This window comes from Paraglaciecola psychrophila 170 (assembly GCF_000347635.1).
GTDB classification, from domain to species: Bacteria; Pseudomonadota; Gammaproteobacteria; order Enterobacterales; family Alteromonadaceae; genus Paraglaciecola; species Paraglaciecola psychrophila.
The window spans coordinates 1,328,135-1,351,097 of sequence record NC_020514.1 but is presented as its reverse complement, the minus strand read 5'-3'; the positions used below and the strand labels follow the sequence as shown (position 1 = coordinate 1,351,097).

The window sequence follows — 22,963 nt, the reverse complement described above, 5'->3', positions numbered from 1 at the left end:
TCAGCTAGCCTTAATGTGATCCAGTATCTGTTGGGTTATATCAGCATATAGTTGACTGGGTATGGTGTGCCCCATACCTGGGTAGGTTTTTATTTTGGCATTGGGTATCGCTTTAGCTGTGGCATACCCACAAGCAACAAGTACTAAAGGGTCGTCCTCACCATGTAGGATTAAGCTGGATACGGTTAAAGTATTTAGGGCTTTAGTTCTATCCGGCGAGTCCAAAATAGCGGCTAGTTGCCGGGTGTTGCCCGCAGGATTAAAACCTCGCTGTAATGCCCGCGTTATTAAACCAAGCACTTTTGGTTGATCAAATGGATAATAATTCCCCTGTATCATCCGCCACACATGCATACCATAGGTAACGGCTTTATCAACATCTTTAGGAGGAGGTTTAAGCATTTTAAAACTAAAGGCCGCAGACGGCTTGGGTAACTTCCTATTACCGGTAGTAGACATGATAGAAGTAAGACTTTTAACTCTGTGTGGGTGATGGATTGCAATTTCTTGAGCAATCATTCCGCCCATAGATGCGCCCACTATATGTGCACTTTCAAGCTGTAATGCATCTAATAAGCTCACTGTATCTTGCATCATATCAGACAATAAATAAGTGGCACCAAGTGGGCGTTTAAACACCGCATTTGTCAGTAAAGCAAGACTAGTGGGTGGAGGTATTGAGTCCAACCAAGTACTTTTGCCATTATCCCGGTTATCAAATCTGATAACCCAATAGCCTTGTGAGGCTAGTAATTTGCAAAACTGTTCGTCCCAATAAATCATTTGAGTGGCTAAGCCCATGATCAATACAATAGCTGGATGACTTTTATCTCCAAAACTATCGTAATTAATATAGAGGTTGTTAGCTGCAACCAACTGCTCGGGATGGTGAGTGATAGTATTCAAAGGTGTCAAAACTCCTAGCAAATCAAACGTACTTTAGCTTGCCTGAAAACTGAGGTTTTTCAAGTTCAGCGTTTTTATATAGCTGCCAACTAGCTTCTGGTTGCGACAATCTATTCGCGACAATCCACACAGCCTGTGGATTGTGACCTAAGCCAGAATGACTGCCTCGTACCTGAATATTTTCAGCCTGATGATGTGCTTCAATTCGGTGATTAATACAAGCTTGCCAATGAACAACACCATCAGTTTTAGAATATAATGCCGAATTTGGAACCGGTGGAGGGGTAAACATCTTTCTCACCGCATCTGGATTAGATTGAGAAACATTACCATTAATAAGTTCAAACAATCTTTCGACTGCGGGAGAAGACCCTTGCGAACCATTGAATGGACTACCCAGTGTAATGACTTGACGCACGCAATCTGGAATAATCCGAGCAAGCTCTCTAGCTAAAATACCACCCAAACTCCAGCCAATTAAACTGACCTTCGCGTTATGAATGACCGATAATTCAATTACTCGATTAATTAATTGATCACTTAATACTTGTTCACCACCGACTATATGGGTGCCAAAATTCCGTCCGAGTTCCCAACCATAGATTGCATAACCTTTACCTTTTAAAAAAGAGCGTATGGGTTTAGTTGAAAAATCACTGGCTAAAAAACCAGGAAGCACCATTACCGGATGCCCGTCACCAGAAGGAGCCCTCTTTAAAAAGGGTAAAGCAGCTCCAAACGCACTGAGTTCAATTAATGTTCTGCCTTCACTGAGCATATGAAATAAAGAAGGTCTGGGTATAGTAGGTAATACATGTTGCATAAAAAATCCTATAAAACGGTGTAATTATTCTTCTTGCATAAGCGCATCAATAGCTGCTTGACCAGCTAGCTTTTCCTTTACGGCTAGTTCTAACTCATTAGCACTTTCGCGAATATAACGTGTGAACATATCTAAATCGGGCATTAAATTTGCTGAGCTTGTAGGACTAATAGATATGGTGCCGTTATAACTACAAATAGGCATGATCAAACCCATCCCATCAAAAATAGGCGCGGTTCCCATATTAACTATGAGCTTATGACCAGCAAGATAAATGGGTATTTGCGGCCCGGGTACATTGGTAATCACCACATTGAATAATGGATTATGGTGTTTGGCTATGGCTGCACTGGAGTAGAACCTTGCTGCCACACCTGCTAAACCAAACGGAATTAACTCAGCGTATCCCATTAAACTTTTTGCATCGATGGCATCTTGGTAAAGCTTACCTACCATGGTATTGATTTGAATTTTCTCAAATCGCTTAATGGGATCTGCAACATCGGTAGCCAACTGCACATACATGGCAGATACTTGATTACCCATCGCATTTTTTTCTTCTGCGGTACGAGTTGAGACTGGCACCATAGCGACAAGTGGCTTATCGGGTAACTCACCTTTTTCTAACAAGTAACGCCTGAGCGCACCAGCACATATAGCTAGTATCACGTCATTTAAGGTTGCCCCATCGACTACTTTTCTGAGGGCCTTAACTCGGCGAATGTCTAAAATAGTAGAATTCCACACACGTTCCATTTCAACTGTGTTGTTAAACCTTGTTTTAGGGGCATTGAAAGGCATAGTAGGCTTTGTTATGCCTTGCGCTCGGGTCATGTAACCCGCTTTTAACGTAGCCTTACCCGTATCCCACAATAGGCCCGGGAGCTTAGTTGGCCGCGTAATGAAGTGATAGGCACTTTTTGCCATCAATCCAACAGCCCCAGGTATCTCTTTTTTCTCTTTCACTACCGCTGGCTTTGGTGCCTTTGGTGTAGGTGACACATCAAACAACATAGACATCAAGTCGGCTCCAGACTTACCATCAAATCCTGAATGATGCACTTTGCTGATCAACGCCACCGACCCTTTAGGCACTTGCGGTATAGAGTCTAAACCTTCTATGAAGATAAATTCCCATAAAGGGCGATCTCGGTTTAACTGTTGGGAAAATAATCTAGATGCTAAATAACGCAACTCTTTCCAACCACCTGGACGGGGTAAAGCAGTGCGGTGCATGTGCATGTTGATATCAAAATCGGGATCTTCAACCCAATAAGGTCTATCTAGGCTAAAGGGTACCGTGACCAATTTTTGGGTAAGCTTTTCGACATTATGCACACGTTCACTTACATACTGTCTAAAGTCATCAAACTTAAGCGATCCTTCAATAACAGCTACACCACCTATGTGCATAGGCATCTTTGGTGTTTCAAGATATAAAAATGAAGCGTCTAGGCCAGAAAGCTCTTCCATAGGAATACCATTTACATTGTAAACTAGTTGTTAAAACACCCTATATTTTTATAAATAAAAATCAACCTCTTTTATGCATACATCTGTATGTAAATCTAAATAAAAAGAAGCTCTCATTTTAAATTACTAATGTTTATACTAGGTTAAGGTTTTTTCAAAAAAAGTGAACTATGTCATTAATTCACCCTGTAGATATCGCTAAAGTTGCTAGTCAATCATTTGCCTTACCGGATATTTGTGTGCGTATTCGATCAATGCTAGATGATGACCAATCTGACTTAGAAGATATTAGTCGGTTCATCGCATTGGATCCCTCTTTATCTTCTAAGTTACTTAAATTGGCAAATAGTCCATTGTTTCGTTTTGAGTCGCAGATTGACTCTTTATCAAAGGCCATCAACATTATTGGCGGCGAAGCCTTATATAATCTAGTTATGTCAGAAACCGCTAGCTCTGCATTTGAACACTTTAGCAGCGACGTAATTGATTTAAAAAGATTTTGGTTACAAAGTATCTATGCGGCCTTAGTTGCAAAGCATTTGGCTAAGATGATCAAAATAAGAGGCAGCGAGCGCTTCTTTCTGCTTGGATTGTTACACAATTTAGGCGAGCTTTTAGTCGCGATTCAGGCACCAGATTTAGCAATTAAATGCTGCAAATATGATGAAAAAACATCGCCTTGGAAGTTACAGCGTCAAGTCTTAGGTTTTGATTACGCAAATTGCAGTGCAAAACTTATGGAGTTTTGGCACTTACCCAGTCAATTATATGTTCCTGTGATGGATGTACATAATGAAAATAAAGCGCTGGAAAACAAAGATGTCGCGATTATTTACACTGCGGTTCGTGCTGGCATAGCAATGACACATGATAATTTATATTCAGCCAGTCAGTTGATCACACCTTTAGTTCTGAAATATTTGAATCTTGATCAAGAAGATTTAAAAGACGCGATTAAATTTGCAAGCATGGAAGCTGACGGCGTATTAAGTGTAATGAATCCTTCTCTTTGTTAATTTAGCTTGATATAAAAGTATTTATTACACATTTTGTGCTTTACGTGTCCACAAGCGTGGTGAATTTAGATATAATCACACGCTGATTTTTAGAATATTAGTATTTTTTACACCATGAAGTGGATTTTACTCCTAATTGTTTTACAAACGGCAAACTTTGGCTTTGCTAAGCAAAACATCATGCACTCCCTATATCTAGCAGATAGACCCGCTTTTGATGATGATGAATTATCAATAATTAGTGAGTTTGGGTTTTTGCTGGCAGATGGAAATACCAATACTTCGACCATCACAGCTAAGGTAAATACCAGTCAAGAGTTAACTTCTTGGAGTTATCAAATCATAGGTAGTGCCCTCTACAAGCAGAACCAACAAGAGTTGGATGGTGAAGAAAGTAATCAGGCATCAGCCCAGAAACTATTTTTATCCGGTCAATTGGATCACAAGCTAACTGAACCGGATGACCGTCTTTTTATCTATGGCGAATATGAAAATAATCGATTTAATGGTTTTCGATATCAAGCTTCATTAGCAGCAGGATGGTCCTCTAGGCTCTGGCACGATAAGCATAGCGAATTTAAATATAGTGTTGGTCCAGGTTACGCTATTTCAGAAGTCGATGAAAACAATAGCGAAGACAACTCCCAAAATCTTATTATCAGAGCTGCGTTGGAATATAGAAAAAGGTTTTCTGATAATGCAACGTTTCGGCAATTTGTTAGCACAGAAGCAGACCAAGAATTTACCAAAACTAAATCAGAAACGTCTGTATCAACAAAACTGACAGGCACTTTAGCTATGAAGCTAAGTTTTGTCGTGAACCTTGATACTAGTGTCGGGCCAGATATTGAAGAGCTAGACACTGAGGCTGCGGTTACCTTGGTTTATCAGTTTTTTTAAAATTAGGTTACAACTAAAGTAGGGTACTTTTACGCTCAAGCTTCTGTCAAAATAGCAACATATGTGTTTACTGAACCTCATCTACACATAATTATTTATATAAAGGATATGCGAATGAAAAAGTCTATAATTTTACTTGGGTTATGTGCCACTGGACACGCATTGGCTGCGGACGAAGTAAAACCCTTCTCTATGGATGGCGAATTTGGCTATATTGCAACAACAGGTAATACTGAAACAACCTCTATAAAAGGTAAACTGTCTGCCCATCAAGAACTGACTCAGTGGAGCAATGACTTCACCGTAGAAGCGCTGTACAAAAAAGATAAAATTAATGATGTCGATCAAACCACGGCACAAAAATATTTTTTATCGGGCCAAGGTAACTACAAATTAGAAAATCCTGACCATCGTTTATTTGGTTTTGCCTCATACGAAGACGACAAATTTAGTAGCTTTGACTACCAAGCAACACTAGCAGTTGGTTGGTCACAAAAAATGTGGGAAGACGACGCAAGTAAATTTAGTTACAGCGTTGGTCCTGGTTACTCATTTTCTGAAACCAGTGATGGTGAAAAACAAAATGGAATGATAGTTAGGGCTGCTTTAGACTACCAATGGAAAATCTCTGACACCGCTCAATTCAAGCAGTTGCTCAGCACTGAAGTCGGAAGTGACAATACGAAGTCTAAATCAGAGACATCGGTATCTGCCCAAATCAGCGGTGGCTTATCCCTCAAAGTGTCTCTTATTCTAGATCATAACTCTGATGTAGCTGACGGTATCGACAACCTAGATACCCAAACAGCCGTTACTTTGGTATATAGTTTTTTCTAAAACAAGCTGGTCTTATAGATAATTGACTCTCTAAATGAGACGTTGTCCCTGCCAGAGGGTAGGTCCTAAAGTAAACCAACCCAGAGTAAAAATCACGGCAGCTACAAACATTAATAATACTCCATCATGACGAACCAGATTTTACCAACCAACTTTTAGTTATAACCAGGAATGTGATAACTAGTCACCCCCTCTAAATTATTAAGAAAAGTATTTTCTTCTCTCTTATCCTTTTCATGCACTTCAAATGAGTCTCGCTCTAATGAATAACAATCATTAGACTCAGAGAGCGGCTGTTCATTATTAGATAAAAAGCTATTCATATTTTTCAATCTCAAATACAGGGCTTTAAAAGCCAAAATTTACAGCTAATGTTAATAAAATGACTGAAGTAACAATAAAAATAAGCCATAAAGGAAATATAAATTTCGCCCACTGAGTCCAACTAATTTGTGCCGTTGCTAAATACGCTAGAAGGGTGCCTGATGTTGGCGTCAACATGTTAGTAATCCCATTGCCAAACAAAAAAGCCACAACGGTTGTCTGAGCCGACACACCAGACAATTGTCCTATCGGCCCCATTATGGGCATACTGACAGCAGCTTGCCCTGAAGTCGAAGGAATAAGAAAATCCAACATAAGTTGAGCGAAAAACATACCATTTGCTGAAGCAGTGGGACCACTATTTCCAATTAGAGAAACCAGTGAGTGCACGACAGAATCAAGTATCTGGCCTTTCTCCAAGGCGACAGCAACAGCAGATGCCACCCCAATTAAAAAACTGGCTAACAACACTTTTTTCATTCCATATACGAAGGCATCTGCCGCTTTGTTAGCACCTAGGCCGCTAACTATTGACATGAATATACACACACCAATGTAATATGCGGAGAAGGCGTGATGCTTCCATTGCCAATGATTCGATGCATACACTAAAAATGCAATACTTGTCACCAGTGTGAATAATAAAGCACTATGTCGAATCGATAATTTACACGTTGTTAACTCAGCGAAAGTGACCGCTTCGCCGGCATGTCGGCTCACCATTTTAAGCATGAAAATAATGCCGATGGCTAAAAAAACCAGATAAAAAAGGAATCTGATCTCTGCCCCACTGAATATTTGCAACCCAACTAATGGCTGAGCTATCGTCAATGGTAGAGGATTTGTGACGGATGCTAAGTACCCTATTTTGACAGACACGGTGACCAGAGCAAAACCAATTATTCTGGGTTGTCCTAACCTTACAGCCATAGCGACCATCAAAGGAATAATCAGTAAGTATTCTGAAGCCAATCCTAGAAAAGTACTCCCCATAGAAAAAACAGTCATTAGAACAACCACTAATAACTTAATATTGCCTTTTACTAAACTTAGTAGTTTTTCCAGACCCGCATCAATTGCACCCGATTTATTTAATATGCCAAACATACCACCAATGATAAGAACCATGAAGATTAAACCCGCACCTCGTTCCAGACCTTCGGGTATGGTCATTAACATATCCGTCAAGCTAACAGGATGAGCTTTCTCTGTATCTTGTGCTGATACTCTGAGCAGCGCTTTAATAGAGATCTCTTTTTCAATCTGCTGGTAGCTATCTGGAACGACATTTTTACCTTGTCTTTGATAACTACCAGATTCAATGAAATAGGTCATAGTCGTGGCCAAAACAAGAATACCCAATAAAATAATGAGTGGATTGAGTGATGTATGCTGATCATCCTGTTTAGATTGAGATGTATCGTTTTGCTTGTTCATTTGTTGTCCACCATTTCATTGGGCAATATGTTCATTTAAGCGACCTGAGACCGGATAAACTTAGCAATCATCAAGGTCACTGTCGCCAAATCACCTTGTATATTATTGAAATTGCTATTGGGTTCAAACGTTTTTTCGTCCATATACAGCGCTCTGTTAAGTTCAATTTGAATGCTATGCCGATTACTACTAGGCACAGCGTACTGAGTTACAAGGTAGCCTCCTTTGTATGGGGCATTCCTCGCCACCTTATAACCAAGCTTCCTAAAGGCATCTTCGACGACATCAACAAAAGCAGGATCAGCAGCAGCCCCATCATTATCACCAATCACCACATCAGGTCTCGGGGCACCGCAATCAATATTCATTTTGTTAGCTATTGACTTCATCGAGTGGCAATCGATATGCCAAACCCCACCATATTTCGAATGAAGTGCATCCAGTTTTATTCTCAAAGCATTGTGATATGGCAAATAATAATGATTAAGCCTGTTCATCACGTCGATATGGTTAAGTTTATAGTCATACATTAGGGTGCCAGGGAGGGCAAATTTACGCAGTAATCCCATCCCCCTATCGCTATATTTTGTTGGACGACAAGTCTCGTCTAAATAGTCAAGAAGTTGAGGATCAATATCTTCTGGAGCTCTATTCAAATCGATAAACATTCTCGAATAATGAGCACACAGAAGATGGCCTCCCATACCGACGACTGAATGCCACAACCTATCTACATGGGCATCCCAACCTGACTTCAACTGCGTGTCTGTTGCCACAGTTCTGACACTGGTAGGCCAATTCATACCGCTGTGGGGAGAATCTAAAATTAATGGTAATTCAATGGCCTCAAGAGGAGAAAACATCGTATAAATTTCGGTTTCAACTATATAACCTAAAGGGCTACCTTTGTTGTCAAAAGCGTTATGTTTGAGGTCAGATACAAACTTTTCAAAACTCATAGCTGGCCTGCATATATGTAAAGCGACCAACGGGGTTATAAGTATTTTGATCAAAATTGATGTTGGTATTAGTTATAGAAGAAGGGGGTTGTGTATCAGCTATATTGTTAATCCCCAATTTTACGGTCAACCTATCATCAAAGTGATAACCAGCAGAAATATTATGAGTAGTAACAGAACCTATACTTCTAGGTTGATTGATTACCTTTTCAGTTGTATCTCCGATATACCTAGCACTATAAGCAGCAAACCAATCGTTTTGTTTCCAGTTCGCTGATATTGCACCACGCCATTCTGGATAGGACTCTCTTGAGGCTGCAGTACCGACTAGGTCTTCCTCTTGGGTACTTCCATCCGATAATGTTGAGACTTCAGTTAACTCATTTAATTTGGAAAAATTAGCGGTGAAATCCCACTGACCACTTTGGTTATCAATAGCATACCGCATAAACACATCCATGCCGCTAACACTTGTGCTGTTAAGATTGACCGGGCCATCAATGATGTTCTCAATTTCGCCAAGACTGTTGCGCGAAATAACTTCACAGTTTCTATTTTGAAAGGCACACAACTCCAAAATATTTTGTGCGCCAAATTCACTTATTGTGTTATTGATATCAATACCATACCAATCAAGGGTGAGACTAAAGTTATCCATGAAAGTAGGAATAAAAATCACACCAACAGAGGTGTTTTCAGAGGTCTCAGGTTGCAAGTAGCTGTTACCACCGGTGGTGAGTTGAATATTACTATCAGACTGCTCAAAGTCTGCTGGGACACCAGTGCAACCGGGTAAGGTATTGTCAGTAGCACAAGGGTCGGATACCGGACTAAAAGTAACGCGCTGCCCTTCAAATAATTCTAGTATTGAGGGTGCTCTAAAGCCTTCTGCCCATGTCGCTCTAAATGATAAACCTTCTACCGGAGTGAATAATAAGCCTGCTTTGCTATTGGTCGTACTACCAAAGGTACTATAATCTGAAAATCTGGTCGCTAAGCTTAACTCTAAGTATTCGGCAAATGTCTTACCTTCAAGTAAGGGAATACTAAACTCAGCATAAGCTTCTTTTAGATCATATTCACCATTGGTGCCTAGGCGTGGTGAAGAGGACGTTGTTCGATAGGAATTGATACGTGGGGTTGAACTTATGACGCTATCAGATACATCGTCTCCTTTTTCTTTACGATATTCGATACCAAAAGCCATCGCTAAATCGCCTGCTGGCAACTCAATAATGTTACCAGTAGCGTTCAACGTAAAATCTATTTGGCTGGCTTTATTTTTATCATGCCCAGTAAAATTGATATAATTTACCATTGCATCTGTGAGTGGATTAAATAAATTAACACCGACACAGTCGGCCTCTAAATCAGAGACGTCAACATTTATACCTGATGTATCACAATTTAATAAACCTAATGCTAACTTATCTAAATGTAATTGATTATATGAGGTAAATTCACCCTTATTTTGTGCCCAAGACAGGTAGCCGTCCCAGCTCCAATCATCACTTAGTTCACCATCTGCTCCAATGCCTAATCGAGTCGTTTCTACATTTTGTTCATTTACTCTGTAATCATTATCAGTCATAAATGAACTAAGACGGAAGTCACTACCAGAAAACTCTACACCAAAAGGATTAACTGCAGGGTCGTTTGCTATAGCAAAACCACGGCTACCTCTTACTGAAGAGAGGACTTGAGAGAATTGTTGATCTGATACACGTTTATTATATAAAGCTTCAATTCTAAAGTTTATTTCGCCAAAAGGAATTAAAGCTTGCCCATAAAGTGCTGTTCGTTCACTAGGGCCAACGACATAATTATTATGGTAACGATTATATTCATCAGCATCGGTAGGATCACGCCAGTTGTTTAAATCTTCACCGTCCGCTCCAAAATCACGCGTGATATCACTACCGTCGAAACCTAAACCTAGCGTGGCTAAATCGTTTTCTCTAAAAAAGCCTTCTGGTGTGTACCCTGTTAAACCATTAAGAGGCACTGCGGTTAATTCACGGTCTTGAGTATAAACAGGTTTTTGATCAGTATAACTGGCAGCGAACATGAAATTACTTTCACCCACATCTTTACCCCATAACATATCAATGTTGGCGGTTTCTCTATCACCCTCAGATGATTCGCCATAATAGGTTTTAATACGTGTGCCTACATAATCAGAATGAGTATAAATATTGACCACGCCTGCTATAGCATCAGCACCATAGATAGCTGTTGCGCCGTCTTGCAATACTTCAACACGGCTAACAATGGCTTGGGGAATTGTATTCATATCAACAAAATCACGAAATCCTCTGGTACCAGCTCCGTTTACCCAACGTTGCCCGTTGACAAGCACAAGAGACCTATTCGCACCAAGGTTGCGTAAATTTAAACTGCTAGTACCGTGGCTAGTTCCGCCTGAACCATTGCCATTTAAACTAGAGCCTACAGAGGGTAGTTCTTGAAGTACCTCACCTAGTGACATTGAACCTGTTTGGTTTAATGCTTCAAGGTCTAATTCTTGGACTGGACTAGTAGTCTCGGTTTGACGTTTAATTCTTGACCCCGTAATGGCGATGACTTCAGTTTCAGATTGAGATTGTTCATCAGACTCAGCAGCCTGTGCCCATTGACAGTGTGAAAATACTGACACCATTGCTGCAGATAATAAGGTTTTACGAAAAATTAAGTTAGACATTGAAGTCTCCGGCTACTTGGCTTTTTTAAGTGTTATTGCAGTTTAGTTAAATAAAAGTTCCATGCAATACCATGATAAATTATGATAACCCCATAGCATTTTGTTATAGTGTTTAACGGAATAATCATAAATGAAAAACCCAATAAACCTGAAAAGCCTTGAAGCCTTTCAAACTATCATGGAAAGAGGAACGGCTACGGCTGCAGCAAAAGAAATGGGGATAACGCAACCAGGCATTAGTCGACTGCTCGGTGTATTAGAAGAACATGTTGGATTTCAACTTTTTTATCGTGAAAAAGGCAGATTGATACCCAGCGATGAAGCACTGGTATTGCATCATGAAGTGGAATTGACCTTGTCCAGCGTCGATAGAATTTCATTATTAGCAAAAAATCTATTTAATTCTGAATTAGGCGTACTCAAAATTGTTGCACCTAATTCTTTTATTGCAGGTCCGTTAGCAAATATAGTCGCCGATTTTCTAAAACAGCGGCCTAGGGTAAATGTATCACTTGATACACATGCTCCGGCCGCGGCAAGAGAAATTGTTGCTCATCGTTCTGCAGATTGTGGATTTATCCAATTACCTGAAACCCACCCAGGTCTCACCTCTGAAAAAATTGTAGAGAGCAATACTTGCTGTGTATTGAGCAAAGCACACCCTTTAGCTAGTAAAAAACGTTTAGGAATTAAGGATTTGCATGACCAACAGCTAATTCTAATTGGCAAGGGCCGGTACTCAAGAGTTCAAATCGACGAAGCGTTTCGAAATGCCAATGTACCGATGCGAGTAAGGCTAGAAGCACATACAGTGGCCATAGCCTGTACCTTTGCAAAACGAAACCTGGGCATAGCTTTGGTCAATGAGTTATTGGCAAAGCAATACGTAGACAATGATATGGTATTGCTGCCCCTCACTCACAAAATCAAACATGAGTATGGTTTTGTGACGTCATCTCATGCTCCGATGAATAGGCTTACCAAGGCGTTTTACCTTCACTGCAAGGAACGTTTTAATAACTTAAATAAATAAACACGTATCTTGTGCCAGTTAGAAAACCTGTCACTATTTTAACGCGCATGAACTGCAATGCATTCGTTTATACAAGGACGGAGATAATCCATACTTGGCGGCAAAAGCATTACGAAAACCAAGCTCAGATTGATAACCTACCTTGGAAAATATTGACTTAACCACTCCCTCGCTTTCTAACAATTGTTTTGCTCTAAATAGGCGTCTGTTTTCCAAAAATTTTGAAGGTGTACACCCTATTTCATCGGTAAATTTTCGATAGAAGGTTCGCTCAGTCATAAGAGCTTGTTTAGCCATTTCGGCGACCTTAATTGAATGATGTAAATTGCCATCAATCCAACCAATGATATCCGCGAATCTGGGACTGTGTTGCGCCATCAATAATTCACTGAATTGTGACTGGTGTCCCGGGCGATGTGCGTAAACCACTAACCATCTTGCTATCTCATGCATCACCTTTGTATTGTGATCTTTGCCCACCATCGCCATGGCCATATCAATGCCAGTTGTCACTCCTGCAGAAGTCCAAATGTTGCCATCGACACAATATAAAGCGTCCTTGGCAACATCAACACAGGGATACTTATCGGCCATGAGACTCAAATCAGCCCAGTGAGTTGTGGCTCTCTTTTCGTCCAATAGACCATTTGCGGCTAACACCATAGCACCAGTGCATATCGATCCTACTCGCTCAGCTTTTTCTGCGTTTTTAGCCAACCAGTTTTGCACGACATCATCAACAGACACCTGTTTTATTGCCTTCTGACTTCCCCCTACAACCAAAATCGTGTCTGAACGACGAACATCAAAGGTGGCAAGAGATTGGCTATTAACCTCAATGCCTGTGCGCGATTGGATCAATCCCCCAGCGGCAGACAACACGTGTATCTCATACGCGGGTTGTTTCATTAACGCTTTAGCAGCATTAAACACTGATGAGGGCCCGGATAAATCCAGTAACTCAAACTGGTCAAACACAACAAAGAAAATACGGCGATCCATACTCATGGCAGAAAAATATAGTTTTATGTCATTTGCGCCAAACGATAACACAGATAATATCTTAATGGTGTAACCACTAACTAGGAAAGTCATGAAAATAGGATTTATTATTTTAGCTAGGGCATGGCTCTTAGTCAGATATAAAGCGGCAAGCCACTTGGCAACTAGAAACAAACTAAAGGCGATTAATATCGAAGTAATACATCAGCGGGAAGTGATAGACCGAAATCGGATAACTGATGGAGTGGCCAGTGCCGATATTCAATTTAGGCTAACCAAAGTGGCCAAGTTAGATGCAGATAGAGTAACCAAAATTATACTATTGTGATTAGATTACAACACTGAGCTCCCAGTTAATTGTGGTTCCTCTGAACAACCAAGCCCTAAATTAAGCCAACAAGTGGTTAAACATTTTTCTAAAATGGCATGAATCTAATGAAACATAAAGAAGAGCAACTTAACATAGGCATATACGTATATAAGAACGCAGAAGTATTGAACTTCTCTGGCCCGTTTGAAGTGTTTGCTTCTGCTAATCGCTCAAACAATGAAAATCTTCGAATACATGTATTTTTAATAGGAGAAACGAATTTATCGATTGAGGCTAGAGGCGGATTTTGTGTCACTCCAAAGTACGATATTCACACTCACCCTGAACTTGACCTACTGGTTGTTGTGGGTGGTGTGCACACTGATGAAATGCAAAAAACTCATATTATCCAATTGATACAAGAGCAAGGCCATAATGTACCTATTATGGCTTCGGTTTGTACCGGAGCATTTTTATTAGCACAGGCCGGTTTACTAAATAGCTATCAGGCCACAACACATTGGAATGATATTGAGGAATTTAGACAAACATATCCTGATATTCCAATAATTGAGAATGTTCGCTGGGTAGACAACCAGAACGTTATCACCTCTGGCGGCATTCCCGCTGGCATAGATATGAGCCTACGTCTGCTCAGCAAATTTAGCAGCCAAAATTTGGCTATATTGACAGCTAAACAAATGGAATCCCAGTGGACTAATATTGGTTTTTACTGCCTCAATAAGGAAAACTTATATGCTGTAACTTAGACCCAACAGTGAAAGTTGTGATAGCGACTTAAGTACAGGTTCAGTCGCCTACATCTGTACATTTGAGAGTACGTTCTGTGAAAACTGTACCGTCAATATACATCAACATCTTTGTCCAAATTGCCAGGGTAATCTACAAAAAAGGCCTATTCGTCCCGAAAATTTATTAAAGAAACATCCAGCATCAACCGAAAGGGTCATTAAATAAATGCAGATTATTTGAGCCAAAAACCTTACTGCTAAGAGTGCATGGGACGCAATGACCGTTGCTAGTATGCAAGGGATCTCCATTTGTTTATATTGGTCAGATCAACCTTATAAATAGCATATTAATGATGCAGAAGAAGTATTTATGGTTTTGGATGGTAAGGTCACCATGCACTATAAACAAAACGGTAAACAATTATCAAAGCGGCTTGAAATAGGTCATATATTTCAAGCGTCGATCGGTACCAAACACTATGGTGACCCGATAGGCGAAGCGAGAGTATTTGTGATTGAACAACAAAGCAGTGTCTAATCAACCATCACCATCGATATTGCAAAACAGCTAAACTTTGCTGTTGGTCTATTTCGACATTTTCACCTAAAGTTGCTCTGATATCAGCACTATTTTTGTTGATATGTTGTTCCACACCAATTTGCCAATGCTTATCTAAGTCATAGCGCCAAGCCAACACCATGGCCATCACTTTTATTGAGATCCCATGGAAAAACATCATCTTCCCTTACTTTAAACTTGTCAAAACGTAAGCTGAACCTATGTGCATTATGTCTATGACTCAGCATTGCATACCAAGAATCAAAATCAATATATACAAAGCGGTCGCCCATTACTGAACTGCCTGACAGCCATTGACCCAGAACACGGGTATTGCCATTAAATTCATGTTGTAAGGCCAAGGAATGAAATTTAGTTCGCCAAGCGTATAGCCGTTCCTCACTAACGGCTAATGGATCAGCTTGATTATCATAATAGTAATAACGCAAGGTGGATTGTTTATAATATTTAATATGTGTACCTAGATAAAAACCTATATTTCCATCTAGCTCATGATATGGCTCAACGTAATTAGGGTGAAAAATACGATCTTCGCCAATAACACTGGGATAAGGAGCAAAAGGGACGCGGTCATTATTTAAACTTTGCCTATCGTGCATAGCAAAACCACGCCAACACATTAATGTGCCTAAAGGGTCATTTGCTTTAAACAGTGAGCCATGAAATTCCCACGAAATGGGACTATTACGAGCACGACCGGGGCTGTATAGTGTCAATTCTAATCCGGCAGTACGAAGCTCCTCCCCGACCCAACTATTCAGTGCTGACTGGGTGTAAGTGAAAGGTGACAACCAACCTAGATCCACATTTTCCAAAGATAATTTAGGATAAAAAAAGCCAATTCTTGCACGCCACCGCAACTTATTAATGCTTAATGGTTTGTAACTAATTTGAGCTTGAGATATGCCTACATTTTGCTCACCCAACTGATAATAATTCGCGACTACAGCATAACTCAGACCACTTGCAAAGTTGTCTGACAACTCTGCAAAAGCCTGTTGCACATTTAAACCGTCTTCAGAATAAGCAAGTATCCCGGTATCGCTTTCAAACCGAGAGGATTGTTGATCTGATTTGACATAATTGAGTTGTACCAGCCCTTTAACTTCGACGGCTAAAGCATTAACACTCACTATAAAAAGGCTCAAAAAAAGCAAACTTAACATCTTTGGAGGAAACGCATCTTTCCACATAAACGTTTTATTCATAATCAGAAAATTCTTCTGACATATCTTCGTGTTGATTGGCATCAGGTAATAGAGGTGACTCAAATGTAACGTTAATCTCAGACTCTTCCGATAAAGTCAGCTGTCTGGATAAGGAGAAACTTCTTCTTGTATTCTAGGATGCCAAACATCTAATTGATATTCGCCATCAGGCAGCTCAAGAGTCAGATTGCCTTGCATATCAGTTTTACCAACATAAGGGGTATCAACAACAAAAATATACCCAAGCATCCAATCATGAATGTTACAGCCTAACTCAACTGAACCTTGCGTTGAAAAAAGTAAAGGCTCAGCATTAAGTTTCTTATATAGTTGTAATTCAAAGGTTTTAGCCTTTGAGAAAGAATATACGTGATGTTTGATCGAGTCAGAATTGGGGAAATCCACTTGAGTATCTTTTTGAATGACTAATATATGTGGTAAAAATTACGTATTTATTAGGTCCATTATCGCGATGTTTTTAGATGTATTACTTGGTTTAGCATTTATAGGGGTAAGATAAACCACAACGTCTACAACATACATGTTTTGTACATTCAACACATTGACAGATAGCTGTTTGGATTGTGCAAAAAAGGAAATACCGCTAGAGAAAATAGTACAGACAATTGAGAAAGCGGTTATAAATTTTGACATGTATACCCACATTGGAATTCAATATACTGCTTAGTGAAATATGTCATAAACATTCTGTATTCATATCACTCAATATGCTGTGCTAACGAGACTAAAACATGAAAATAAAAGCAGCAAACACAAAATCTGTTACAGCCTCGAAATAGACAGATTTATTAAGGAATGACCTAAGTATAAACTCCATCATATTAACGATTTTAATCCAGTTTATTTAGAATGATTTTTACTTCAGCTATCTGTTCTGCACTGCCTTTTTTCAAAATTTCATCTAATAATTCTTTCGCCGAGTCATCTTCACCTATCTCTATGTATGCATGCGCCAAGTCTAACTTTGCACCCAAACCATCATCGGCATCAACATCGATCATATTGAGATTGTCTTGTTCATTAGCAAAAGGCTCTAGAGGAATATCTAAATCTAATGCTTTATCAATCTCATCATCAGACTCAGCACTAAAACTTTCATTCAGTAATGATTCAACATCTAAAAAGTCTTCTGTGTCTAATTCACTTTCATCGATGTCTTCACTTTCAAACGTTCCGTCCAATAAAGCGGCGATATCAAACCCAGTATCATCTTCTTCTAATGATAAATCGTCGTCAAAATCAATAGTTTCGAGCATTTCATCAAAGCTTGAGCCTTCAAGCTCTTCGATGATCCCATCATCTTCATCAGCATTAGTCTGCTTTTGATTAGGTTTGACATCATCATCTAACCAATCGCCTAACCCCGGTAAATCATCTAATTCATCACGACTATTTTGTGATGACTCGAACGATAATCCATCGATAGTTTCATCAAATGCATTATCAAGTTCACTATCATCAAAATCGTCAACCGATTCCCCCTCATCAAGAGTTGGAGATGTCGAGGAGAGTGGCTCACGAGGTTGATTTTTAATAACAAAATCGTCGGCCGAGAACTCTAAATCATCAAGTGAACTAATAGATGCAGGTTCATTTGATGTGAGATCTTCTAATACCTCATCCAACTCTTCTTTTTCAAAATCTTCTAAGGCTTTTTCTAGCTGATCTTCATCTAATGTAGAGTCACTATTGGTTGGCATGTCGAAGTCTTCATTTAACTCAGTGTCGAGTTCATCGTCTTCATCTATGCTGTCGTCAGCTAACTCTTCGTCTTCAACCGCTTGTTCTGACTCAGGTAACTCTTCAACTGCAACAGCCTGTTCTGGCTCAGCTAGCTCTTCAGCGTCAACTGCTTGTTCTGGATCAGGTAACTCTTCGTCTTCAACCGCTTGTTCAGGCTGAGCTAACTCTTCAGCTGCAACAGCTTGCTCTGGCTCAGGTAATTCTTCAGCTTCAACTGATTGTTCTGGCTCAGCTAACTCTTCATCTTCAACAACTTGTTCTGAATCAGCTAGCTCTTCATCTTCAACCGCTTGTTCAGGCTCAGATAACTCTTCGTCTTCAACTGCTTGTTCTGGCTCAGGTAACTCTTTAGCTTCAACTGACGGCTCTGGCTCAACTATCTCTTCAGCTGTATCAGCTAGCTCTTCAGCTGTATCAGCTAGCTCTTCAGCTTGAACGGATTGTTGTGTATCTTGCAGAACTTCAGATATATCAACTTCGATTTCATCGTCTATATTTTCTTGATCAAACTCATCACCCAATAAGTCTTCATCTATCTCTTCAGCTAAACCATCAAACTTTTGAATACCAAGCTGTGGCTCTTCTACATCGAATAATTCATCGTCATCGTCATCGTCATCGTCAGGTAACATAGAACGCATTTGTTCAACTTGTTCCAACTCGTCAATTAGACTGCCTGTAACGCTATCCAGTTCTTCATTTTGAGAAATTATTTCTTTATCAAGATTCTGTAATACTTCTTCGTTGATATCTTCTGAATCATCTATTAAAGGGGTTTCAACACTTTCTTCTATTGATTCAGCAAGTAAGTCATCAATACTAATCTCAGGTTGCTCTTCGTCATCCACCGCAGATTCAGTTATAGCTTCATCATTATCTGTAACCGGTGCAAGTAAAGATTCATCCTCTTCATATTCAATGTCATCGACTTCAGCGTCGACTTTTGGTTCGTCTTCTTCGGTTAACATGTCATCAAGGTCAGAATTATCATCGCTGTCTTGTACTTCTGCTAACAGATCATCGTCGTCTTCATCGAATAAACTATCTAAGTCATCTTGCTCAACAACTTCAGAGCCAACTTCAAATTCTTCGTCGAGTAATTCATCTAGGTCATCATCTCCAAGATTATCAAACATCTCAGGGTCATCATCAATACTATCGCCTAGCGCATCATCTAACGATTCTTCCAGCTCTCCAGATAACACATCATCGAGTAAATCGTCATCGCCAAACAAATTATCATCGTCTAATTCGTCATCACCTTCTCCCGATAATTCAGCTCTCAGTGCATCCGACAAATTATCCATTTCAGCAGCAATAGGGTCCAAAGAAAGATCATCTAAATCCTCTTCTTCAGGCTTAACAAACGCAGGGGCGTTGCGCTTAATCATCCAATAGGCAAAAGCAGACAGTGCTAATAAAATCGGTAATGTGAACAGCAAGATAAGCGTAATAGGGTTGTCTAGCCAAGACGTTTCTTGTTTCGCCATTTGAGCAGCTTTTAGCGCATCATCTTGACGAGACTTTTCTAATAACTCTTTAATGCTCTCGCCAATTTGATTCATTTGCAGCGACTTTTGCTGTCCCTCACTGCGCATTTCATCAATGTCGGCATTGACTTTATTTAATCTTTCAGATAGTTGTTGATTATTATCCAGAATACTTTGCACAGTGCTAATCGATTCGGCAAATTGCTTCCGAATGGCCAAAAATTGGCGATTTTGTGCCTCGTCGATAGCACCTAATTTTTCTTCTATTAATTCCCGAGTTTGATCCAAAGCGGCAGTATTTTTTGCTTGTTGGGCAGACTGACTTGAAGTGTTCGACTTTAAGCTCTGTGCGTCTAGCTCTGCTTTTTGTTTGGCTTGACTGTTGTTAAAACTGGAAATATAAGCTTCCGATGGCATTCTTAATATCGAGCCGTCTTTCAAAAAATTAAGATTTTGTTGTTCAAAAGCGTCAAGATTAAGCTCGTATATAGCTTGCATGACCTGGTAAATAGAAAGCGAGTTATTTGGACGATAATTCTGAGAAATTTGCCATAACGTATCCGAAGAGACTACAGGGCCATAAGTATCAGACTGATTGCCTCTTTGAGTTTGAGGCTGGGTTTGGCGTTGAGGTTGTGGCTCTGAGTACCTAGGCGTTAAATTTTTAGGACCTCTTAAATCCCCCTGTTGAGAATAGGCGGCAGGAATAGCGGTAACAAAATTCAGCACAATTAAAAGATGTACTGCTATTTTTTGCAAATTCATATGATTTCTTTATGCCCCAAAATACCAATCCTCGTTATGATTGACGTCACAGCGCACCGCAACATTCAATTTTGCACAACATATTTACATTATTTCTTGAATCTTAATTAAATTTTTATCTATATAAATTAACTAGTTATGTGATTTCACATAGTGCCATTTTATTGGATTTTAACAAACTATTCATTTTAATTCATACTACCTAGCAAGTCGTATTCCAAGTTTGAAGACGGCGCATAAATACTCACATAACTATAAACCAGTTGGCCTGTTTGATCTAGAATGACGAGCTGATCGGAAAGATACTAATTTAAGAAGTTATCGGCAATAGGAAAGAATTGATGAGGGCCTACATAGGATACTCAAAAGGCCTGATACTTTTTATATCTCTGAGACATATAAACTGCAACAGGCCCTAATATATTTACATGTAATCGCGGATAAGCACTTCAGCAATCTGCACACTGTTAGTTGCAGCGCCTTTGCGTACGTTGTCTGAAACAACCCATAGGTTAATACCATTAGGATGAGAGATATCGTTTCTGATACGACCAACATGTACATCATCGTTACCGCTAGCGCTACTAACTTGGGTAGGAAAATTTTCTCTATCCCTGTGCAGCACTATGCCCGGCGCATTGGCTAATAATTCTTTCACTTCTTCGGCATCAATTGGCGCACGTGTTTCAAGGTGAATGGCTTCACCGTGACCGTAAAATACAGGAACACGTACAGCCGTGGCATTCACTAAAATAGTGTCGTCACCCATGATTTTTTTCGTTTCCCACACCATTTTCATTTCTTCTTTGGTGTAATCGTTATCCATAAAAACATCAATTTGTGGAATAACGTTGAAAGCAATTTGGCGACTAAAAGCTTCAGTTTTCACTTCTTTGCCACTTAGCAGCGCCGCAGTTTGATGAGCTAACTCGTCAATTGCCGCTTTACCACCACCAGACACAGACTGGTAAGTGCATACATTAATCCGCTCAATACCAACCGCATCGTGAATAGGCTTTAACGCCACCATCATTTGAATAGTTGAACAGTTCGGATTAGCAATAATGTTTCGATTACGAAAGTCAGCTAATGCTTGAGGATTCACTTCTGGCACCACCAATGGAATATCGGCTTCGTAGCGAAATTGGGACGTATTATCGATGACGACACATCCCGCATCAGCTGCAATAGGTGCGAACTTTTCTGATACGCTACCACCAGCAGAAAAGAAGCCTAGTTGTACCTTGCTCCAATCAAATTCATCCGCGTCTAAAACGGTAATTTCTTTCCCTTTGAAAGTTACCTTTCCACCAGCAGAACGAGCACTGGCTAATGGATAAAGTTTGTTGATCGGGAAATCTCTCTGTTCAAGAATTTCGATCATGTGTTGTCCTACTAATCCAGTAGCGCCCAACACGGCAACATCAAAGGCCCGAGACATGGCTTTATTACTCCTAAAATTTTAAATTGTTGGTTAAATTGTATTTTTGGCTCACCTATTTGGCAGCTAAAAATCCAATGTCGTAGATTGCCTTCGAATCAGCAAAATTTCCAGTGTTTAGCGTTATTGCCGAAAATTCTCTTCTTATAGGATAGTGTTTTCGGATATATCTAAACTGCTCAGCGCCGTGCATATTTGCTCTAAAGTGTTGATCATCTGTCTCAATGTTATACACATTTAAAACTAATTTATGCAATATTTGCCAAAAATCTTGTTTATCATTTATTTGTATCGTATTAAGCTCGGCCCTAGGTAAGTAGTCAGATAACTTTTTGTCAGCTTGAATACCTAAATGTTTGCACAAGGCCAAATAAAGCATTTCAGTCCCTCTAGCTTTGCCTTCTATGGTATGGCCGGCGATATGCGCAGTAGCCAAGGCGGTGTGCGGAATTAAGTCAAGATTGATACTAGGTTCGTTTTCCCACACATCGAGTACTAAGTTCAGTGACGTTCCTTGCTCAAAAAGCTCGAGTGCGGCTTGATTGTTGATCACTTCTCCGCGACATGCATTGATCAACAGCTGATTGTCACTAAGTGCTGCCAATCTAGTTTTGTTGAATAAGTCTTGGGTGGGGTAAGGTCCATCTTTAACCCAAGGTACATGCAACGTGATCACGTCACACTGCATTATATCGTTCATTGTCACGAATTCTCGCTCGTCACCAGCATCAGCCAGAGGCGGATCGCATAACTTATGGCGAATACCCAAAACAGTCAATACTCTTGCCAAAGCACTTCCCACATGACCTGCGCCAACAATGCCCACTGTTTTATCTGCTAATTGCCAGTTAAGCCTTTTACCCATGACCAACATGGCACTTAATACATACTCAGCCACAGCGACCGCATTACAACCGCCAGCCGAGATAAAAGGAATATTCTGGTCAGCCAAATAATTTTGATCAATATGATCGGTGCCCGCAGTGGCGGTGGCCACAAATTGCAGTTGTTTGTTGTTAGCTAATAGCTGCTGGTTAACCTTAGTGGTAGAACGCACCAACAACACATCTGCATCGGCCAGCGTCTCTGCGTTAATCGTTTTGTGAGAAAACACTTCACACTCGCCAAGCTCAGAAAAAACTCTGCCGCATAAGGCATACTGTCTTCGTAATATATTTTCATGGTGATGATCTAGGATAAGTATCTGCAAGTGCCGGTATTATGCCACCATGTAGATGATTT

Annotated in this window: 21 protein-coding genes and 1 pseudogene; 8 read left to right on the top strand and 14 right to left on the bottom strand. The window is 40.0% G+C overall.

Annotation, left to right across the window (positions count from 1 at the left end; all coding sequences use genetic code 11):
- The 3 genes from C427_RS05850 to C427_RS05840 are packed head-to-tail and all read right to left on the bottom strand — an operon-like array spanning position 1 to position 3,202.
- Entirely contained in the window at positions 1 to 906 is a 906-nt protein-coding gene (locus C427_RS05850; RefSeq protein ID WP_007641861.1) for an alpha/beta fold hydrolase, read from the bottom strand.
- A gap of 22 nt (positions 907 to 928) precedes the next feature.
- On the bottom strand, positions 929 to 1,729 hold the full coding sequence (locus C427_RS05845) for an esterase/lipase family protein (RefSeq protein ID WP_007641860.1): 801 nt from the start codon (positions 1,727 to 1,729) through the stop codon (positions 929 to 931).
- A gap of 24 nt (positions 1,730 to 1,753) precedes the next feature.
- Positions 1,754 to 3,202 carry a WS/DGAT/MGAT family O-acyltransferase gene (locus C427_RS05840; RefSeq protein ID WP_007641856.1) on the bottom strand — a complete coding sequence of 483 codons (1,449 nt, stop codon included), beginning with the start codon at positions 3,200 to 3,202 and terminating at the stop codon, positions 1,754 to 1,756.
- A 170-nt stretch (positions 3,203 to 3,372) separates the two neighbouring features.
- Here C427_RS05840 and C427_RS05835 point away from each other — a divergent pair, with 170 nt between their 5' ends.
- The 3 genes from C427_RS05835 (at position 3,373) to C427_RS05825 (ending at position 5,955) form a co-directional block, all read left to right on the top strand.
- The gene (locus tag C427_RS05835) at positions 3,373 to 4,218 is read left to right on the top strand and encodes an HDOD domain-containing protein (RefSeq protein WP_007641852.1); all 846 of its coding nucleotides are present in this window, start codon (positions 3,373 to 3,375) and stop codon (positions 4,216 to 4,218) included.
- Between the two features lie 114 nt (positions 4,219 to 4,332).
- Positions 4,333 to 5,118, top strand: coding sequence for a DUF481 domain-containing protein (locus tag C427_RS05830; protein ID WP_007641850.1), 786 nt, complete (start codon positions 4,333 to 4,335; stop codon positions 5,116 to 5,118).
- A 114-nt stretch (positions 5,119 to 5,232) separates the two neighbouring features.
- Positions 5,233 to 5,955, top strand: coding sequence for a DUF481 domain-containing protein (locus tag C427_RS05825; RefSeq protein ID WP_007641848.1), 723 nt, complete (start codon positions 5,233 to 5,235; stop codon positions 5,953 to 5,955).
- Positions 5,956 to 6,303: 348 nt separating this feature from the next.
- Here the strand turns inward: C427_RS05825 and C427_RS05815 are convergent, their stop codons facing one another.
- From C427_RS05815 to C427_RS05805, 3 genes are read right to left on the bottom strand one after another with little or no spacing between them, the layout of a single operon-like run.
- Positions 6,304 to 7,716: a YfcC family protein gene (locus tag C427_RS05815; protein ID WP_007641837.1), complete on the bottom strand. Its 1,413-nt coding sequence runs from the start codon at positions 7,714 to 7,716 to the stop codon at positions 6,304 to 6,306.
- A gap of 35 nt (positions 7,717 to 7,751) precedes the next feature.
- Positions 7,752 to 8,675, bottom strand: coding sequence for an N-formylglutamate amidohydrolase (locus C427_RS05810; protein WP_007641832.1), 924 nt, complete (start codon positions 8,673 to 8,675; stop codon positions 7,752 to 7,754).
- A complete protein-coding gene (locus tag C427_RS05805; protein ID WP_007641829.1) occupies positions 8,665 to 11,376 on the bottom strand; it encodes a TonB-dependent receptor domain-containing protein in 2,712 nt (903 codons plus the stop codon). The genes C427_RS05810 and C427_RS05805 overlap by 11 nt, the downstream gene beginning before the upstream one ends.
- Positions 11,377 to 11,506: 130 nt before the next feature.
- Here C427_RS05805 and C427_RS05800 point away from each other — a divergent pair, with 130 nt between their 5' ends.
- Positions 11,507 to 12,409, top strand: coding sequence for a LysR family transcriptional regulator (locus tag C427_RS05800; protein ID WP_007641827.1), 903 nt, complete (start codon positions 11,507 to 11,509; stop codon positions 12,407 to 12,409).
- A 33-nt stretch (positions 12,410 to 12,442) separates the two neighbouring features.
- Here the strand turns inward: C427_RS05800 and C427_RS05795 are convergent, their stop codons facing one another.
- Positions 12,443 to 13,504: a GlxA family transcriptional regulator gene (locus tag C427_RS05795; protein ID WP_226991253.1), complete on the bottom strand. Its 1,062-nt coding sequence runs from the start codon at positions 13,502 to 13,504 to the stop codon at positions 12,443 to 12,445.
- Between C427_RS05795 and C427_RS05790 the strand changes: the two genes are divergently transcribed.
- The 4 genes from C427_RS05790 to C427_RS27160 all read left to right on the top strand — a co-directional run bounded on the left by C427_RS05790 (position 13,503) and on the right by C427_RS27160 (position 15,011).
- Positions 13,503 to 13,739, top strand: a complete 237-nt coding sequence (locus tag C427_RS05790) for a type 1 glutamine amidotransferase family protein (protein WP_007641808.1) — start codon at positions 13,503 to 13,505, stop codon at positions 13,737 to 13,739. The two genes, C427_RS05795 and C427_RS05790, sit on opposite strands and share 2 nt — an antisense overlap.
- Before the next feature lie 107 nt (positions 13,740 to 13,846).
- The gene (locus C427_RS05785) at positions 13,847 to 14,491 is read left to right on the top strand and encodes a DJ-1/PfpI family protein (protein WP_007641806.1); all 645 of its coding nucleotides are present in this window, start codon (positions 13,847 to 13,849) and stop codon (positions 14,489 to 14,491) included.
- Positions 14,492 to 14,543: 52 nt separating this feature from the next.
- The gene (locus tag C427_RS24665; RefSeq protein ID WP_236613768.1) at positions 14,544 to 14,699 is read left to right on the top strand and encodes a DUF1272 domain-containing protein; all 156 of its coding nucleotides are present in this window, start codon (positions 14,544 to 14,546) and stop codon (positions 14,697 to 14,699) included.
- Positions 14,700 to 14,867: 168 nt separating this feature from the next.
- Positions 14,868 to 15,011, top strand: a complete 144-nt coding sequence (locus C427_RS27160; protein WP_226991252.1) for a hypothetical protein — start codon at positions 14,868 to 14,870, stop codon at positions 15,009 to 15,011.
- A 7-nt stretch (positions 15,012 to 15,018) separates the two neighbouring features.
- Here the strand turns inward: C427_RS27160 and C427_RS26260 are convergent, their stop codons facing one another.
- From C427_RS26260 to C427_RS05755, 7 genes and pseudogenes are all read right to left on the bottom strand, one after another.
- Positions 15,019 to 15,174: a hypothetical protein gene (locus C427_RS26260; protein WP_007641802.1), complete on the bottom strand. Its 156-nt coding sequence runs from the start codon at positions 15,172 to 15,174 to the stop codon at positions 15,019 to 15,021.
- On the bottom strand, positions 15,152 to 16,261 hold the full coding sequence (locus C427_RS05775) for an OprD family porin (RefSeq protein WP_007641800.1): 1,110 nt from the start codon (positions 16,259 to 16,261) through the stop codon (positions 15,152 to 15,154). Before C427_RS05775 ends, C427_RS26260 begins: the two co-directional genes overlap by 23 nt.
- 96 nt (positions 16,262 to 16,357) lie before the next feature.
- A complete protein-coding gene (locus C427_RS05770) occupies positions 16,358 to 16,666 on the bottom strand; it encodes a cupredoxin domain-containing protein (protein WP_007641798.1) in 309 nt (102 codons plus the stop codon).
- A 39-nt stretch (positions 16,667 to 16,705) separates the two neighbouring features.
- A complete protein-coding gene (locus tag C427_RS25805; RefSeq protein WP_007641797.1) occupies positions 16,706 to 16,915 on the bottom strand; it encodes a hypothetical protein in 210 nt (69 codons plus the stop codon).
- 197 nt (positions 16,916 to 17,112) lie between these two features.
- Positions 17,113 to 20,280 (bottom strand): FimV/HubP family polar landmark protein, encoded by a 3,168-nt coding sequence (locus C427_RS05765; protein ID WP_007641795.1) that lies wholly within the window; start codon positions 20,278 to 20,280, stop codon positions 17,113 to 17,115.
- Between the two features lie 424 nt (positions 20,281 to 20,704).
- Positions 20,705 to 21,721, bottom strand: coding sequence for an aspartate-semialdehyde dehydrogenase (locus C427_RS05760; protein ID WP_007641794.1), 1,017 nt, complete (start codon positions 21,719 to 21,721; stop codon positions 20,705 to 20,707).
- Positions 21,722 to 21,776: 55 nt separating this feature from the next.
- Positions 21,777 to 22,903, bottom strand: a pseudogene (locus C427_RS05755) (4-phosphoerythronate dehydrogenase).
- Positions 22,904 to 22,963 lie beyond the last annotated feature (60 nt).